13 protein-coding genes are annotated in these 14958 nt (G+C 63.8%); 3 read left to right on the top strand and 10 right to left on the bottom strand.

Features of this window, described 5'->3' with window-relative positions:
• Nucleotides 1–81: 81 nt before the first annotated feature.
• The 4 genes from GGC65_RS16945 to GGC65_RS16930 are packed head-to-tail and all read right to left on the bottom strand — an operon-like array spanning nucleotide 82 to nucleotide 4892.
• Complete coding sequence (locus GGC65_RS16945; RefSeq protein ID WP_192648233.1) at nucleotides 82–873, bottom strand: ferritin-like domain-containing protein; 792 nt, start codon at nucleotides 871–873, stop codon at nucleotides 82–84.
• Nucleotides 874–1341 carry a peroxiredoxin gene (locus GGC65_RS16940; protein WP_192648232.1) on the bottom strand — a complete coding sequence of 156 codons (468 nt, stop codon included), beginning with the start codon at nucleotides 1339–1341 and terminating at the stop codon, nucleotides 874–876. It abuts the gene before it with no gap.
• Nucleotides 1338–4043: a bifunctional [glutamine synthetase] adenylyltransferase/[glutamine synthetase]-adenylyl-L-tyrosine phosphorylase gene (locus GGC65_RS16935; RefSeq protein WP_192648231.1), complete on the bottom strand. Its 2706-nt coding sequence runs from the start codon at nucleotides 4041–4043 to the stop codon at nucleotides 1338–1340. Before GGC65_RS16935 ends, GGC65_RS16940 begins: the two co-directional genes overlap by 4 nt.
• Before the next feature lie 54 nt (nucleotides 4044–4097).
• Nucleotides 4098–4892, bottom strand: a complete 795-nt coding sequence (locus GGC65_RS16930) for a response regulator (RefSeq protein WP_192648230.1) — start codon at nucleotides 4890–4892, stop codon at nucleotides 4098–4100.
• A 208-nt stretch (nucleotides 4893–5100) separates the two neighbouring features.
• On the opposite strand from GGC65_RS16930, the gene GGC65_RS16925 reads away from it, so the two are divergent.
• Entirely contained in the window at nucleotides 5101–5271 is a 171-nt protein-coding gene (locus GGC65_RS16925; protein ID WP_192648229.1) for a NepR family anti-sigma factor, read from the top strand.
• 1 nt (nucleotide 5272) lies between these two features.
• Here the strand turns inward: GGC65_RS16925 and tgt are convergent, their stop codons facing one another.
• The 3 genes from tgt to GGC65_RS16910 are packed head-to-tail and all read right to left on the bottom strand — an operon-like array spanning nucleotide 5273 to nucleotide 9180.
• A complete protein-coding gene (gene tgt / locus GGC65_RS16920) occupies nucleotides 5273–6397 on the bottom strand; it encodes a tRNA guanosine(34) transglycosylase Tgt (protein WP_192648228.1) in 1125 nt (374 codons plus the stop codon).
• 47 nt (nucleotides 6398–6444) lie between these two features.
• On the bottom strand, nucleotides 6445–6933 hold the full coding sequence (locus GGC65_RS16915; RefSeq protein WP_192648227.1) for a hemerythrin domain-containing protein: 489 nt from the start codon (nucleotides 6931–6933) through the stop codon (nucleotides 6445–6447).
• A gap of 60 nt (nucleotides 6934–6993) precedes the next feature.
• Entirely contained in the window at nucleotides 6994–9180 is a 2187-nt protein-coding gene (locus GGC65_RS16910) for an EAL domain-containing protein (protein ID WP_192648226.1), read from the bottom strand.
• Between the two features lie 228 nt (nucleotides 9181–9408).
• On the opposite strand from GGC65_RS16910, the gene GGC65_RS16905 reads away from it, so the two are divergent.
• A complete protein-coding gene (locus tag GGC65_RS16905; protein ID WP_192648225.1) occupies nucleotides 9409–10071 on the top strand; it encodes a helix-turn-helix domain-containing protein in 663 nt (220 codons plus the stop codon).
• Nucleotides 10072–10196: 125 nt separating this feature from the next.
• Complete coding sequence (locus GGC65_RS16900) at nucleotides 10197–10616, top strand: hypothetical protein (protein WP_192648224.1); 420 nt, start codon at nucleotides 10197–10199, stop codon at nucleotides 10614–10616.
• A gap of 90 nt (nucleotides 10617–10706) precedes the next feature.
• On the opposite strand, the gene GGC65_RS16895 is transcribed toward GGC65_RS16900, so the two are convergent.
• From GGC65_RS16895 to GGC65_RS16885, 3 genes are all read right to left on the bottom strand, one after another.
• Entirely contained in the window at nucleotides 10707–11591 is an 885-nt protein-coding gene (locus tag GGC65_RS16895; protein ID WP_192648223.1) for a hypothetical protein, read from the bottom strand.
• A 14-nt stretch (nucleotides 11592–11605) separates the two neighbouring features.
• Nucleotides 11606–14044, bottom strand: coding sequence for a hypothetical protein (locus GGC65_RS16890; protein WP_192648222.1), 2439 nt, complete (start codon nucleotides 14042–14044; stop codon nucleotides 11606–11608).
• Nucleotides 14045–14117: 73 nt separating this feature from the next.
• Entirely contained in the window at nucleotides 14118–14894 is a 777-nt protein-coding gene (locus GGC65_RS16885) for a molecular chaperone (protein ID WP_192648221.1), read from the bottom strand.
• Nucleotides 14895–14958: the final 64 nt, after the last annotated feature.

The following is a 14958-nucleotide window of genomic DNA, read 5'->3' as shown; positions in this document are numbered from 1 at the left end:
CGGAAATGGGCCTTGGCGCTGGTGTTTCTAGGTTTGGATGATTGCTCATCCCCCGCGGAAGCCTGTGTGCTGCCCCAATCCTTACGAAGCAATAACGGCGTAGAATTCTTGCGTTAAACCGGCGTCGTGGCGCGCCGAGTCGTTGAACGGAGGCTTCAAACTGCCCCGAAACCGCGATTTTACTAGGGACTGCCACGTTTCGACGACGTTGAATCCCATTTCATCGCACTTTTGCCGGAACCAGACTGTGCCCGCGGCCACATGGCGGATTTCGTCGTTGTAAATACGCGATAAAATCTTCGCCGATGCCTCATCGCCGACCGCACGGAAGCGTTCGACCGTTGACGGCGTGACGTCGAGCCCGCGCGCCTCGAGCACCATCGGCACGATAGCGAGCCGCGCCAGCACGTCGTCGGCGGTGGATTCGGCCGATTCCCACAAGCCGGCGTGCGCGGGAAGCGCGCCATAATAGCTGCCGAGTTGGCGGAGACGCCTGTCCAGCAGCGCGAAATGCATCGCCTCGTCGGCGGCGACACCGATCCAGTCGTCGACGAACGCGCGCGGAAATTCATCGCCGAAACGGCCAACCAGGTCGATCGCTAGGTCGATCGCGACGAATTCGATATGCGCGAGCGCGTGGAGCAGCGCGATGCGCCCGCGCTCCGATCCGCCCCTGCCGCGTTTGGGCATCCGGTTAGGCGGGAGCAGTTCGGGTTCGGCGGGCCACGCCGGCTGGTCGGGCATCGGTGTGTCGCAGCGATGTGCAAGCTTCCCCTGCCGCCACGCGCGCGCCATGCTACGCGCCGCGCGGCGCTTGTCATGCGGGTCCGGCGTCAGCAGGACCGCGCGCGCGGCTTCACCCAAAGTCGGCATTTACAGCGCCTCTGCCGCCTCCAGCACCGCATCGGCATGGCCCTTCACGCGCACCTTGCGCCATTCCTTGGCGAGTTTGCCATCGGCCCCGAAGAGGAAGGTCGAGCGTTCGATCCCCATATAGGTCCGGCCGTAATTCTGCTTTTCGACCCACGTCCCGAACGCCTCGCACACCGCGCCATCCTCGTCGGAGGCCAGGCGGACGGTCAGGCCATATTTGTCGCGGAACTTGCAGAGTTTCGCCGGCGCATCGCGCGACACCGCGAGGATCTGCGCGTTCAGTTTCGCGAACTCGGACGCGAGGCGGGTGAAATCCTGCGCCTCGACCGTGCAACCCGGCGTGTCGGCCTTCGGATAGAAATAGACGACCAAAGGCGCGCCTTTCAGCGCGGCGAGATCGATCGCGTCGCCATCGGCGTCGAGGAGTTGCACGGCGGGAATCGCATCGCCGATTTGGGGGCCGCTCATTTTTCATTCTCCTGTCCGGGACGAATCGACGCCCACCAGTTCGCGATCTCCTGCCGCGCCGCATCGTGCGCGGCAAGCAGTTGCGGCCAGCCGGGCTCGCCGCACTGGCTCGCTACCAACTGGCGTGCCGCGGCGGTGGCCGGCTCGCCCTCGGGCGCGGTGAGGCGCAGCATGACGAGCATGCGCGCGAGCAGGCCGTGCGCGTCGACCACGTCGGGCGGGACGAGCCCCGCCGCCTTCATACAGCCAAGCGCCGCCGAGATATTAGGATCGTGACACTGGCAGCAGACAAGCTGCGTCACCTGCATCGCAAATTCGAGGTCGACGAGCCCGCCCGGCCCGCCCTTGATGTCCAGCGGCCCCTGCGGCGGCTTGTGTGCCGCAATCTTGTCGCGCATTTCGGCAGCATCCGCCGCCAGTTTCGCCGGATCGCGCGGGATCGCGAGCAATGTATCGATTATGCCCTGGACCCCGGTCTTCGCGGCATCCGAGCCATAGACCGGCCGCGCGCGGAGCAGCGCCATATGCTCCCACGTCCACGCTTCCTCGCGCTGGTAGCGTTCGAAGCTGTCGACCGTGACGACGAGCGGGCCTTGCGCGCCCTGCGGCCGCAGCCGCGTGTCGACATCGTAGAGCTTGCCCGCCGCCGTCGGCACCGACATTGCCCCGGTCACCCGCTGCGCGAGGCGGTTGTAATAGGTCGTCGCGCCGAGCGGGCGCGGCCCGTCGGATTCGGCAAGATGGTCGCCGGTGAAGAGATAGATGAGGTCGAGGTCCGACGCGTGCGTCAGTGCCCTGCCCCCGAGCCGGCCGAGTGCGAGCACGACGAGTTCGCTGTCGGGAATACGCCCATGTGCCGAGACGAATTCCGCCACCGTCGCGTCGGCGAGCACCTGCAGCGCCGCCTCCGCGAGCTCCGAATAACCGCACGCGATCACCAGCGGATCGGTCGCCCCCCCGACGAGCTGCGCGCCATAGGCGAAGCGCCGCTCGCCGACATGGTCGCGCACGCGGTCGAGCAACCGTTCATAGTCGAGCGCCGCAAGCCCCGGTGCCCATTCGGCCGCCAGCTGCTCCTTGTTCGCGGGCGCGTCGAACGCGCGCTGGTCGATCAGCCCTTCGATCAGCTGGGCGCGCGTGCCGAGCGCGTCGGCGAGCGTGGGCGCGAGCGACAGGATTCGCGTCGCGATGCGCGCCAGCGCTGGCTGCGCACCGAGCAGATGAAAGAAATTGATCGCGCTCGGCAGCCCCGCGACAAGCTTGTCGAAACGTACCAGCGTCGCCTGCGGATCGGGCGCTGCGCCGAGCGCCTTGACCAGTTCGGGCAGCATCGTTTCGAGCGCATCGAGTGCTGCGGGGCTGCGTAGCGCGCGCAGCTTGCCGCCACGCCATTCGGCGATCGTTCGCAGTGCGGCATCGGGCGGGTCGAACCCCGCCGCCGTCAATTGCGCCGCGAGGCTGTCCTCGTCACGCGGCAGACCGGTGGTCACCGCGCGCTCGGCGACGAGCCGGTCGTAACAGCTGCCGACGTCGGTCACGACGGGTTCGAGCATCGTGAGCAGCGCTGCGCCATCGGCCTCGCCATCGAGCCGCGCGACGCAATCGAGCGCCGCTTCCTGCGTCGGCAGGCAATGCGTCTGCTGGTCCTCGATCATCTGCAGCCGGTGCTCGATCCGGCGCAGCGTCGCATAATGACCCGACAGGCGGTTGGCGTCGTCCAGCTCGATCCGTCCCGCCGCGGCGAGCGCGGCGAGCGCATCCACCGTCGCCTTGACGCGCAGCGACGGATCGCGCCCGCCGTAGATCAGCTGATGGACCTGCGCGAAAAATTCGATCTCGCGGATGCCGCCGCGTCCGCGCTTGAGGTCGAAGCCCGGGCCGAACGCCTGCCCCTGCGCGAAATGGTCGCGGATCCGGTCGCTCATCGCGCCGATTTCCTTGAGCTGGCGGAAATCGAGACTGCGGCGCCAGATGAAGGGCTGGATCGCGGACAGGAACTGTTCGCCGAGCGCGCGGTCGCCCGCCGACGCGCGGCTGCGGATGAACGCCGCCTGCTCCCAAGCCAACGCCTCAGATTCATAATAGGAGATCGCCGCATCGACGGGCAGCACGATCGGCGTCACCTCGGGATGCGGGCGGAGGCGGAGGTCGACGCGCAGCACATGGCCGTCGCCGGTGCGCGCGGACAGGATTTCGGTCATCCGTCGCGCAATCCGCACCGCTGCCTCGGTCGGATCGTCGCGCGAGCGGCGCGGGAGGGTTTCGGGATCGAAGATCAGGATCGGGTCGATATCCGACGAGTAATTGAGTTCGTGGCTGCCGAGCTTGCCGAGCGCGATCACCGAAAGTCCACGCGGCTCTTCGCCCGGCACACGCTCGGCGAAGGCGGCGGCGAGCGCGGCGTCGCACGCCTGATCGGCAAAGTCCGAGAGCAGGCGCGTCGTCGTTGCTACATCATGCTCCGCCGACAGATCGCCGAGCGCGAGCAGCAGCGCCATCCGCCCGCGCCATTGGCGCAGCGTCCGCATGATATCGTCATCGACCGGCGGCGGCACCACGCCCGAGAGCGCGGCGTCGGTGCCGACGTCGAGATATCGCGCAACGTCGTCGGGATAGAGTTCGGCGAGACGCGCCAGGAAGGGCGCGTGCGCGGTGAGCCGGTCGAGCGCCGACTGGCGGCTGGAAGCGTCCACTAATGTCATCGCCCCGCCCTATCACCCGCGCCGCCGCGCGTGACAAGGGCGGGCGACATTCGCTCAGGCCGGGATCGTGCTTTCGTCGAAGAACAGCACCTGCGAGATCGCGGCGCGCAAGGTCGCGGGCTGGTACGGCTTGGTGAGCAGGAAGGCCGGTTCGGGCCGATCGCCGGTCAGCAGCCGTTCGGGAAAGGCGGTGATGAAGATGACCGGCACCTTCAGGTCGGTCAGGATTTCCTGCACCGCCTCGATCCCCGAGCTGTTGTCGGCAAGCTGGATGTCGGCGAGCACGAGGCCCGGCTGATGCTTCTGCGCTTCGTCGACCGCCTCGCGGTGCGTCGTTGCGACGCCGACGACGTCGTGACCGAGCTCGCGAACGATCATTTCGATGTCCATCGCGATGATCGGTTCGTCCTCGATAATCAGGATGCGCGCACGCGTCTGACGGTCGATCTCGTCGGTCGCGTCGGAAATCAGCGCACGCACCGCCTCGACATCGCGACCGATGATCCGTCCGGTGTCTTCGAAGCTGAAACCTTCAACCGCGGTGAGCAGCAATGCCTGCCGCGCAAGCGATGGAATGCGGCGCAGGCGGGCATCGGCAATAGCGATATCGGTGAGGGCGGCGTCATCGTTCGCGGCCGCCTGTTCGGCCATCAGGCCGAAATTGTCGTGCACCATCCGGTAAAGCTGGATGCGCAGATCGCCGCCGGTGTCGACCGCACCGGGGTTCGCGACCAGCGTTTCGAGCAGTCGCGCAACCAGTGCATCACCACTCTGCTGGCTTCCGGAAATGGACCGGCCATAACGCCGCAGATAGGGAAGATGCGGCGCAACCGACTGACCCAAAGACATATTTTACCTCCTGATACCCGCACAAACTTTTCCGGACGCGTCCGGAAAAGGGACAATCGCCCGTGCCTCCCCGTCACCATCCGATATATTTCAACGTTTGGGAACGATTTAGCGGTAAAATAGTTTCATCACGAAGGAACAAACGCGCCATTGCTCTTTGGTGTACGCGCGGTTAGCAAAAGGCCCATGTCCAGCGGATGCTTCGATAATGTCGTCTAAAACCGGTTCGCCGCGTGGCGAGACCCCCGGAAAGGACGCGGATAAAAAACCTTCCGCAAAGGGACAGGACGTCAACGGCGCCCTGCGCCGTGCCTATGAATCGACCGTAGACGAGACGATTCCGCAGTCCCTGCTCGATTTGCTGAGTAAACTCGATTGAGTCAGCGCTTGTAGCGCGCCTCGAAATCACGCTGAAACGCGGCAAACGTCCCGGCGCTGATCGCGTCGCGCATCCCCTGCATCAAATCCTGATAAAAATGCAGATTATGCTGCGTCATCAGCATCGCGCCGAGCATTTCGTTCGAGCGGACGAGATGATGCAGATAGGCGCGCGACCAGGTCGTGCACACCGGGCAATGACAATCGGCGTCGAGCGGCGCCTGATCTTCGGCGAACTTTGCGTTGCGAATATTGAGGGGGCCGCCCCGGGTGAAGGCCTGCCCGTTGCGCCCCGAGCGCGTCGGCAAAACGCAATCGAACATGTCGACCCCGCGCGCGACCGCGCCGACCAGGTCGTCAGGCTTGCCGACCCCCATCAGGTAACGCGGCTTGTCGGCGGGGAGCTGCGCGGGTGCATAGTCGAGCACCCCGAACATCGCTTCCTGCCCCTCACCTACCGCAAGGCCGCCGATCGCATAGCCGTCGAAGCCGATGTCGGTCAGCGCCGCCGCCGATCGCGCGCGGAGCTTCTCGTCGAGCGAACCCTGCTGGATACCGAACAGCGCCGAGCGTGCCGCATGCTCCTCGCCGGAATCGAAGCCCGCGCGGCTGCGTGCCGCCCAGCGCATCGAACGTTCCATGCTCGCCTCGGCGCGCTTGGCATCGACGCCGTTCGGCGGGCATTCGTCGAACGCCATCACGATGTCGCTGCCGAGCAGCCGCTGGATTTCCATCGAGCGTTCGGGGGTCAGCATATGGCGCGAGCCGTCGAGGTGGCTCTGGAACGCGACGCCCTCTTCGCTCTGCTTGGTCAGCGCCGACAGGCTCATCACCTGATAACCGCCGCTGTCGGTCAGGATCGGCCGGTCCCAACCCATGAATTTGTGAAGGCCGCCGAGCCGCGCCATGCGCTCGGCGGTCGGGCGCAGCATCAGGTGATAGGTGTTGCCGAGGATGATGTCGGCGCCTGTGGCGCGCACTTCGGCCGGGCGCATCGCCTTCACCGTCGCAGCGGTACCGACCGGCATGAAGGCCGGGGTGCGGATCTCGCCGCGCTGCATCCGGATCACGCCCGTGCGCGCGGCGCCGTCGGTCGCGGCAATCGAAAAGGCGAATCTGTCGGTCATGGCGCGCGCCTATGGCGGCGCAGGCGCCAAAAGTCGAGGGCGGGCGATCAGGCTTTCGCGTGCTCGCTCGACGGTTCTTCCTCGGCAGCCTTCGCCTTTTCCTTCGGCTTTTCCTTTTCGAATATCTTGATCAGCTCGCGCTTCTTGGCGTCCGACAGCCCCTTTTCGGCCTGCGGGAACATCTCTTCCTCTTCTTCGTCGATATGGTGGAGATAGCGTTCCTTCATCGTGCGGAAACGCGTGAGCCAGCCGGTCGAGGAAAAGTCCATCTCGTACAGTTCGGTCAGATAATCCTCAATTTCCTTGTGCTCGGCGACGCTGTGCTGCGCCTCGTCGCGCAAATCGGGGTTCGCGAGCATCGTCGCGTAGAGCGACATTTCCTCCGACGCGGCGTGCGCAGTCACCTCGACGCGAAATGCCTCGAACAGGTAGCGACGCTCGTCGCTGTCGCCCTGCGTTTCATCGATGCGGTCAAGAAGCTCGCGGTGCCGATCATGATCGGCCTTCAGCCGCGCAAAGATTTTGGTCTCGGTCATATTCGTCTCCGTCCGTGGCGGTCGAAGACAGAACGGATCAGCCCCGACGGGGTTCCGACCTCAGCTGGCCTTCCAGTCGGTCGTCGTCGTGAACGAGGGCAGCGCCAGCGCGGAGGTCGACTGGGTCGCCGCGGCGATCAGATAGGGCGAAACGCGGTGCCGCGTGCACAGCCCGCCATTGCCGTCGCTGACCATCGTCTGTTCGAATTCGATGCCCTGCTGATGCTTCATCGAACGGCGGACAGTCGCCGTGACAAGCTGGCCTTCGCCGAAATCGATAACGAAGCGCGTGCCCACGGGCACGTCCAATATGCCTTCGATAAAGGCGCCGGTGGTCGACAGGTTTCGGATCACCACCGCATAACGATGGTTGTCGTGGATCGCGCCGACCTTGCGGAACAACGAGTAGCGGTCGTTACGCTGGCGCGCGGGCCCCGCGGGTTTGATCGTCCACGCCCCTTCGCTATGCTCGAGCAGCTCGGCCTGCGGCACACCCTTGCTATAGACATAGCCCTGGACGTGGCTGACGTTGAGCTTGCGGATGAGTTCGAGCTGGTCGAGCGATTCGATCCCTTCGGCGGTCGTTTCCATCTCGAGCGCCTCGGCGAGCGCGACGATCGCGGCGATGATCGCGGCATTGCGCGACCCCGGAATCGTCGCATCGCGGACGAAGCTCTGGTCGATCTTGATCTTGTCGAACGGCGCGGATTGCAGATAGGCGAGCGAGGAATAGCCGGTACCGAAATCGTCGAGCGCCAGGCGAACCCCCAGCTCCTTCAGAGCCTTGAACATCTGCGCGGTTTCGGCGGTATCGCCCATGAACACGCTTTCGGTGATTTCGAGCTCCAGCCGGTCGGGGGCGAGACCGGTCGCGCCGAGTGCCCTCGCGACAATTTTCGGCAGTTCCTCATTCGCGAACTGGATCGGCGAGACGTTGACGGCGACCCGCATGTCGCCCGGCCAGCTCGCGGCATCTTCGCACGCGGTGCGCAGCACCCATTCACCGATTTTCCAGATCAGCCCGGCCTCCTCGGCGATCGGAATGAACACGGCGGGAGAGATCACGCCGCGATCTGGATGGGTCCAGCGAATGAGCGCCTCGACCCCGCTCACCATGTTCGATTTGGAATTGACGACCGGCTGATAAAGCAGCGCCATCTCGCCGCGCACCAGCGCGTCGCGCAGATCGTCCTCGAGCGCGCGGCGATCTTCGGCCGCGGTGTGAAGATCGCTCGAATAGAAGCTGAACCGCCCGCGGCCGTTGCCCTTTGCGGCATAGAGGGCCAGGTCGGCGTTGCGGACAAGCTCATCGCTGCTCAGGCCATCGAAGGGTGCGATCGCGACGCCAACCGACGCACCGATGATGCAGCGGCTGCCCTCGACCGAATAGGGCTGCGACAGGCTGGCGATGATGTCGGCCGCCATGTCGCCCAGTTTGCCGCGGTCCTCGATGTCGGGGAGGATGATCTGGAATTCGTCGCCGCCCAATCGGCTGACCATTTCCTTGTCGCCGACGATTTTCAGCAGGCGTTCGGCGACCTGCTTCAGCAGCGCATCGCCCGCCGGGTGGCCCAGCGTGTCGTTGACTTGCTTGAACCGGTCGAGATCGAGCAGCATGATCGCGCATGATCGCTGCTGCTGCGCGAAGGTCGCGAGCGTCGTGTCGAGCTTTTTCGAGATGTGGAAACGGTTGGCTAGCCCCGTCAGCGAGTCATAGAGCGCGAGCCGCGACGCGTCCTCGGCCGACCGGCGCTGTGCGGTCACGTCCGTCCCGCTGCCGCGATAGCCGGCGAACTTGTCGGCGCTGTCGAACTGCGGCCGGCCGGATATCGCCCACCAGCGGTCGTCGCCCTCGAACGCGCTGCGCAACGGCAGATCGTCGAATTTCGATTGTTTGGTCAACAGGAAAGGCAGGGTGCGCTGGCGTTCGCCGTGGCTATCGACGGGAAGGAAAAGGTCGGTGAAGGCCGTGCCGAGCAATTGGCCGGTCGTTCGTCCCATCAATCGCGCCACCGAATCGGTGATATAGGTTAGCCGGCCTTTGGCATCGGTCGACCAGAACCAGCCCTGACCGCTTTCCTCATAATTCTGGAGCAGCAGCAACGCTTCGTGGGTGTGCAGGTTCGCCGCGGTATCACCACGCTGTTTGGTGATACGCGGGCCGAGCAAACCGAAAAAGCCACGCTGGCCTCCGTCGGCTTGGTCATCCCCGCGGTCGCCGGTATCGATCCGCGATGGCCCGTCCATCAAACAAACTCTTCACCTGAACCCCACATGCCGCCCGCTATGCCGGGAAGGGATTGCGATAGAGTAAATATCTAAGGGTTTTCCGGAAACCGTGCCATTTGAGGATGTTGGATTGCTCCGCCGGCAAGGGCGCCTCGCGCCCTTCGTGACTTTCGGGCGCTTTGTCTTATTAACCTTCCGGCGAAGCAAAATGTTAATATAGCGCTCGCGATGGAAGCGCGCATGCCAATGACCGTATATTTGAACGACACCCCGCGATCGACCGGCAAGGGGCGCGCCTCGCGTCGCCAGTTGCGGCTGCCGCTCCACGGGTCGAAGGCGACGGGAGCCGAGATCGAGGCACTGGTCCACAATATTTCGGCCACGGGCATGCTCGTCGAAAGCAAGGCGCCCCTCGAGATTGGCGAAGTCATCGAGGTCAACCTGCCGCACAGCGGCAAAACCGCGACCAGGGTGATCTGGACCAGCGGCGACCTCGCCGGATGCCAGTTCGAAATGCCGATCTCGCCCGCGACGCTCAGCGCGGCGCAACTGCGCAGCGTCGTGGGCCCCGATACGCCCGCACTTGACGACCACCAGCCCGCGGCGGGTGCGGAAAGCTTTGGCGTCCGCTTGCAACGGCTGCGAACGGCAAAGCAATTGACGCAGGGGCAACTCGCCGTCCGGTTGGGCGTCAGCGAGCCCTCGATTTCGGCTTGGGAACTCGACAAGGCCCGGCCCAAAGCCGGCCGGATGGAGGCATTGTCGGACGCGCTCGGCGTCGAAATCTCCGAACTCCTCGGCTTCGAAGGAACCGAAAACCTGGCCGACCTGGTCGCGAGGGCGAAGGCGCAAATTGCCAGGGCAGCCGGTGTCAGCCCGGACAATGTCAAGCTCACGATCGAGATGTAGGCCGTCTGTCGCGCGACCCACAATCGCGCGAAGCCAGTGAAACTCCAGCGGTTTTGGCTGGCCCCATCAAACATTCCTTAACTCGCGTGGCGTAGAGAGCCCTCAACAGAAGAGGGTGAAATGTGATGCAGAACGTTCGGCTCTATGGCGCAGTGGCCCTTGTCTCAATGGCTTTTGTCGGCAGCACGGCGATGGCGGCTGAAAGCGGCAAAAGCTCCTTCGACGTCCGCGTGACGGTTCCCGAATATTGCGAGGTCAACGCGTCGACGCTGATGGCGTCCGAAGGCAATGGCTTTGCGAGCGGGTCGATCTTCGAAAGCTGCAACACGCAGGAAGGCTTTCAGGTCATCGCATCGCATCGCCCGCTCGAAACGAACGAAGCGGTCGCATTCAACTATGCGGGCGAATTGACCTATCTGCGCGACGACGGCTGGAGCCAGGTTGCCAACCGCACCGGCGCCAAGTTTGGCATGAAGCCGATCAGCATCCGTTACAGCGCACTGACCACGCCGCTGGCGATCAACCTGACGATCACCACCATCTGACGTTTATCCTGCGCGGCCGGCCTTGACCGTCAGCGCTACGGCAAAGCTTTAAAACGGTCCGTGTCGCCCAGACGGCGCGGACCGTTTTGCTTACATCGGCGTAACGGTCACCGTGATACGATCCCGGTAATTGCCTGCATGCATCGTGGGATCGGGATCGACCACCACCGACACCGGATGCACATTGCCTGTCGAGCCTGTGTGGCTGGCGACCTGGATCCGGTCACCGCCGCCCTTGAGGTTCATCGGCCGGCCCGACACCATCATGCGATAGGGAATGACCTCCGGGCCGTCGACCCGGCGCAGCGCGCCTGCATTCTGCGACTCAAGGTCCATCTGATAGCCCGCGGTGCTGAGCACGCGAATGGCGAAGGGGGGCGACGTCGAAACGCCGTTCGGCGACAAGGTACCCATTTCGACGCTGGTTGATCCGCGCGCATTGCCTGCACCCGCGAAGCGGATGCGCGCGATCGCCGGAATATTCAGGCTGAGCTGGGTACGCTGCGTTGCCAGCTCGCTCTGCCCGGTCCGCGCGGTCAGGAAGAATTCGAGCGCTTGGTCATAAATGCCCGATTCAAAGCCCCAGCCCAGTTTCATGCGAACGTCATAGGGGATCGAGGTTTCGCCGCGAACGGGGATCACGATATCGACCGCCGAGCGCTCGCTAGTGCGCGCTGCGTCGGTGCTGTTGACCGTCACGCTGCCGTTCGGCCCGAACAGCTCATAGCTCGGGAAATCAGCGTCTGATGCTGCAATGTCGCGGCCGACTGCGAGCCGCAGTTCGCACACGGTATCACCGTCGTTGCGCAGCCGGACATAGAAACGCTCGTTGAGCCGGCCGTCGTCGAAGCTTCCTGCAGGCGTGAGCGTCACTGAATTGCCGCCTGCTACAAAGCTCGGCACGCATTCCGCCTGCGCGGCAGTGGCAAAGGTCGCCAGCATCAGCGCAATCGGCGTTCCAATATATGCGCGCATCACCTTCACTCCTGTCATTTCGCCGCCGGCGGCGTGATGAGAATCTCGCCGAGCTGGTACAGTGGCTCGGATTTCGCAGGCACTTCGATCGTATAGATCGCCGCGGGTTCGGTCAGGCGCACCTGATAGGTCTTGCCCGGCCGCAGGCCCATAATAGCAAATCGGCCTACCGAATTGGTAAAGAAAGGCTGGTTCGTGAAGGCTTCGTCGTCGGTCGACGAAATCGACCCGGCGACCAGCGATGCCGGCGCGCCCTCAATCTTGAGCACACCATAGGCCGTCACATTCGCATCGCTGCCCACGGTAATATTGTAACCGCTGCGATATGGCGGTTCGACGGTGTCGATACCCGTGCCGATATCATAGCCGACGGGACCGTCCATCAAGTCATAAATCACATTCTGTCTCGTATAGGATTGCAGACGACCGCCGAGCGCGGGGCCGAGCGCCCCGCTCTGCGCATCGAAGCGTTTGTCTTGGATCGACCGACCGAGCACCACCTGACCCGGCTCGGCACTTTCATGCGGCTTGGCGATGACGAAGCTGTCGTTGATCGGACGACCGATCCCAACGTCGCCGCCAGCAAAGGCGATCGAGGTGCCGACCTGGAGGCGCGCCTGCTGCCGCTCATCGATATCGCCGAAGCCCGGGCCGCCCGACGTGACCGATCCGCGGGCATAGAAACGATTGCCGACATAGTTGGCGATCGCGTCGACGGTGGCGTCATTCCTCGACCTGCGGATGCCGACGTCGTAACCGAAGGACCCGACGCGATCCTCGTAGCTGCGCGTCACGAAGGCGCGCGACTGCTCGCGGCGGCTGTTGTAATTGGCTTCGGCGCGGGTGCGGCGGCCAAGCGGCACCGTCAGTCCAAGCCGGACACCGAAATTATTCTCGTTCAGGCCCTTGCCATATTCGACGCCCGCCGTGACCCGGAATTTTTCCGTGCGATGGATGACATCGGCATAAACCGAATGGGAGCTGTTAAAGCCCGGCCGGTGAAACCAGTTGGCCCCCGCAACAAGCGTCGTCTGTTCGCCAAGGCTTTGCGCGTAATTGGCGGTAACGTTCAGCGTTTCGAACCGGTCTCCGGCAATCGCGTCGGTCAGCGTCTGGAAGCCCTTGCTGCGATAATCGGCGCTGATCGAAAACTGCCGGCCCTGCATGCCCGTTCCGACCTGCAGGCTGTAGGCGCCGCGCAACGAGTAGCCGAAATCGTCACCGGTGCTGACGGCACCGGAAAACTCGATACGGCCCGGAATTTTGTTAGGCGATACGATCACTTCCGCGCCGGCGACCTGCACATCTTCCGAGAGCTGCAAGGCGCCGCCGAGCAACATCCGGTTGGTCATGCCGCGGCGATAGAAGCCAGAGAAAGCGGGCAATCCGCCGTATTTTGGCGAGGCTTCGAACGCGCGCGCTACAAAACCGACGCCGGCGCTATATTCGTCTTCGCCAGATCCCAGGTCCACGGGATCGAAAAAGGGGTCGAACGAGGCCAGTTGCCGCCGCCCGGTCACGTCGGTGACGAACAGCTGCGCATTACGGCCACCATATTGGGCGGTCAGTTGCGAAAGGTCATAAGGTCCGGCGGCCAGCTGCAATGTCTGCACCTGTTGACCGTCGACCATCACCTCGACCGTCGAATCCCGATCAAGCAGAATCTGCTGGCTGCCCAATTGGGTCACCGGGCCAGCGCCCGAAAACACGCGGCGTCCCTTTTCGACGGCGACGCCGCCGATCAGTGCCCCCGCCATGACGGGAATACCCGACAATTGAAGGTCGCCCGCGCTCCAGCGGCGCAGCTTGTCGACCTCGTCATATACCGCGCGGGCTGCGCGGCGATAAAAGCCGCTGCCCTGGCCGCCGGTTATCGACCGGTCGTAACCGCCGTCGAATTCGACGACCACACCGCGAAAACGGGCGGCACCGAAAACCAGTATGCCCGGATCCTCGAACGTTTCGAAATCTTCGAGACGAAAATCGCCGACGACGTTCAGATAGGCGCTGAAATCTTCGGGCTGCCGCGTGACCGGTACGCGGCTTTCGGTGATGACTGGGCCGAGCGTTTGCACGGCTGCGAGATTGGGATCGATCCGTTCGATCGAAACTTCAAGCAAGGCGGGGTTATAGCGGAGGACAATGCCGGCCGCATCAAGCTCTTCGGGCGTAACGAAAGTCGCTTGCGCAAAGGATGCGCCAAAGGTTTCGCGCGCCGACGGCGAAAGATAGGGTAATAGACGCTCCATCAACGATGCGCGTTCAAAGCGGACCAGACCGTCAGGCGTCACTTCGGCGATGATATCGCCGCTGAGCTGGCCGTTGCGTACTAGCGGCAGTTGCAACTGGGTCCAGCGCTGCGTCTTTGCAGCCGGCGGCGGCGTGGCGGCGGGCGGCACCGGCGGCCCTTGGTCCTGCATCGCGGCATAGGCATAGGGCGACTGAAGCGCCATCAACGCCAATGTGATGCTTGAACAATAGCGTATCAACTTAAACCACCCCCCTGAATGCCCCGCGTCGCCTTCGTTATTCTCCGATCTTGATGCTGACGCCCTCCTCGCGCAGCGGCTCCTCGACCGGAACGAAGAAAATGCGAGCCCCCCCGGGCGGAATAAGGCCAAAGCCGATTGCATCGCTCATCCGGCTCGCCGTGCGCGTGTCCGAAAACGCGGTGCCGTCTTCACGCGTGCCGGTGATCGTCCATCCGGTGCGTCCGGCAGCGAAAAAGCGCGTGCCACGATTCTCGATACGGACTTCGACGCCGCGTTCGGTCACCGTCTTGGGCTTCTGCTGATCGACCGGGAGTCGCTCGTCAGGCGGGACCACCGTTTCGCGAACCAGCGCCTTGGCGGCCGTCACGACCGGTTCGGCTTTGGTGCCTTCGGGCACGATATTGACCAGTACGTTAAACCGCATCACGACCTGGATCCGCGAAATGGTCGGATCGAGTTCGACCGGGATCTGTGTGACCGCCGCGTAATAAACTTCGGATTTGGTGAGCGGTTCGCCCGGCAGATACTGGATGCGGAAAACCTGCTGCGCATTCGGCGCGATTACGACCTGCGGCGGAAAGACGACGAACTTTTCGTCGGCCGGGGTGAGCGTCAGTTCGCCCGCCTCGTTCACATCGCCGCGATACATCCGCAGTTCGACCGGCAGATTGCGGTCTTCGGAATTGGTGACTTCGATACGCGCGGTCGATCCGCGCCCGGTCGGCGTCATTTCGACGGTCATCGGTGTAACGCGGGCGGCCTCGACGGGACTGGCGCTCACGGCCAAGGTTGCGGCGGCGAACGCCAGCATCAAAGATTTCCGGAACAAGACCAATTCCCCCAAACGCTCTTGCAAGATCGCATCGCTACAGACT

The organism is Sphingopyxis sp. OAS728, from assembly GCF_014873485.1.
Classification (GTDB): Bacteria; Pseudomonadota; Alphaproteobacteria; order Sphingomonadales; family Sphingomonadaceae; genus Sphingopyxis.
The sequence above is the reverse complement of the archived record's forward strand: the minus strand, read 5'-3'. Positions and strand labels throughout refer to the sequence as shown.

Excerpts from the sequence above, each read along its gene's own strand:
- GGC65_RS16945 (WP_192648233.1), bottom strand. The coding sequence starts at position 873 with ATGCCGACTTTGGGTGAAGCCGCGCGCGCGGTCCTGCTGACGCCGGAC.
- GGC65_RS16940 (WP_192648232.1), bottom strand. The coding sequence starts at position 1,341 with ATGAGCGGCCCCCAAATCGGCGATGCGATTCCCGCCGTGCAACTCCTC.
- GGC65_RS16935 (WP_192648231.1), bottom strand. The coding sequence starts at position 4,043 with ATGACATTAGTGGACGCTTCCAGCCGCCAGTCGGCGCTCGACCGGCTC.
- GGC65_RS16930 (WP_192648230.1), bottom strand. The coding sequence starts at position 4,892 with ATGTCTTTGGGTCAGTCGGTTGCGCCGCATCTTCCCTATCTGCGGCGT.
- GGC65_RS16925 (WP_192648229.1), top strand. The coding sequence starts at position 5,101 with ATGTCGTCTAAAACCGGTTCGCCGCGTGGCGAGACCCCCGGAAAGGAC.
- tgt (WP_192648228.1), bottom strand. The coding sequence starts at position 6,397 with ATGACCGACAGATTCGCCTTTTCGATTGCCGCGACCGACGGCGCCGCG.
- GGC65_RS16915 (WP_192648227.1), bottom strand. The coding sequence starts at position 6,933 with ATGACCGAGACCAAAATCTTTGCGCGGCTGAAGGCCGATCATGATCGG.
- GGC65_RS16910 (WP_192648226.1), bottom strand. The coding sequence starts at position 9,180 with ATGGACGGGCCATCGCGGATCGATACCGGCGACCGCGGGGATGACCAA.
- GGC65_RS16905 (WP_192648225.1), top strand. The coding sequence starts at position 9,409 with ATGACCGTATATTTGAACGACACCCCGCGATCGACCGGCAAGGGGCGC.
- GGC65_RS16900 (WP_192648224.1), top strand. The coding sequence starts at position 10,197 with ATGCAGAACGTTCGGCTCTATGGCGCAGTGGCCCTTGTCTCAATGGCT.
- GGC65_RS16895 (WP_192648223.1), bottom strand. The coding sequence starts at position 11,591 with ATGCGCGCATATATTGGAACGCCGATTGCGCTGATGCTGGCGACCTTT.
- GGC65_RS16890 (WP_192648222.1), bottom strand. The coding sequence starts at position 14,044 with ATGGCGCTTCAGTCGCCCTATGCCTATGCCGCGATGCAGGACCAAGGG.
- GGC65_RS16885 (WP_192648221.1), bottom strand. The coding sequence starts at position 14,894 with ATGCTGGCGTTCGCCGCCGCAACCTTGGCCGTGAGCGCCAGTCCCGTC.